Raw genomic sequence first — 1,157 nt, forward strand, 5'->3', positions numbered from 1 at the left:
CACCCGCACCCCACCTCCGCTCAGCCTGAGCTTGTCGAAGGCCCCGCGAAACCGCTATTCTGGGTTATGGCCTTTTACGCGTATCTTTTGCGATGCAGCGACGGCAGCTATTATGCCGGGCATACTGACGACCTCGAACATCGAATGTCCCAGCACACCAGCGGTGCCTGCGGGGGCTATAGCGCGAAAAGACGGCCTGTTGAACTGGTCTGGTCGGAGAACTTTCCCTCGCGCGAGGATGCGGTCGGGGTGGAGCGGCAGATCAAGGGCTGGTCGCGAGCGAAAAAGGAAGCGCTGATCGCTGGAGATTGGGGACTGATCTCGCGGCTTTCCAGGGGGTTGCGCAATTCCGCTGTTGATGGCGCGGGGCCTTCGACAAGCTCAGGCTGAGCGGAGATGGGGTGGATTTGGGACGGCGGAAAACAAAACGTGCCGTTCAGCAAACCCCCCTTCTCGCTGGCGCTGAACTTGTCAACGGTACCGAATCGTTGACCGAGTAGCAACAAGACACACTTCACCAACCTCAGCGGCGGGCGGCGATCTGGGTGCCGGCGGGTTTGGTGGGCACGGCGCGGGCGATGATGCATTCGCCGCCGCCCGAGCGGACCTGGGCGCACATCGCGCGGGCGCTCTTTTCGTCGGCAAAGCCGTTCGCGGTCAGGCGGTGCAGCGCGCGGCCGCCCACGGTGACGGGCACGGCGACCTTGGAAAAGGCCGCGAGATCCTTGTGCTTGGCGCTATAGCCGGCCCAGGCGCGGTTGGCATTGGCCGTGCTCGAGAACACGCCGAGCTGCACCGCGAAGGCGCCGCCGCTCACCGGCGAGAAGCTCGCCTTCTGGAACACGGCGGGGGCGATGGCGGGCTTGGCGGGCGCAGGCGCGGCCTTGGGCGCAGGAGCCGAAGCGACCTGAACCTTTTCCCGCTCGACGATCATCTGGCGCTTCGCGACCATTTCGGGGCGCAGCTTGCGCACGGCCTTGCGGCGATAGCTGGCGGGCAGCGGCTGGACGATCTCACGCGCGGTCAGCAACGGCGCGACGATCGCACCCGACGGTGCGGGCGCGACGGCAGGCGCGGCTTCAGCATAGACCGGCGCAGGCTCGGAGGCAGGGCCGGTTTCGACGCCAGCAAGCTCCATCGGCGCATCCTGCACCGGC

Annotated in this window: 2 protein-coding genes; one reads left to right on the top strand and one right to left on the bottom strand. The window is 66.4% G+C overall.

The features are described 5' to 3' along the window. Window positions 1-390 (top strand): GIY-YIG nuclease family protein (locus DM995_RS18120; protein WP_353653379.1); only part of this gene is annotated, 390 nt, incomplete at its 5' end. A 133-nt stretch (window positions 391-523) separates the two neighbouring features. On the opposite strand, the gene DM995_RS18125 is transcribed toward DM995_RS18120, so the two are convergent. Next, a partial coding sequence (locus DM995_RS18125; protein ID WP_232824535.1) for an SPOR domain-containing protein occupies window positions 524-1,157 on the bottom strand: 634 nt, incomplete at its 5' end.

The sequence above is a fragment of the Blastomonas sp. UPD001 genome (assembly GCF_003426715.1).
GTDB lineage: Bacteria > Pseudomonadota > Alphaproteobacteria > Sphingomonadales > Sphingomonadaceae > Blastomonas.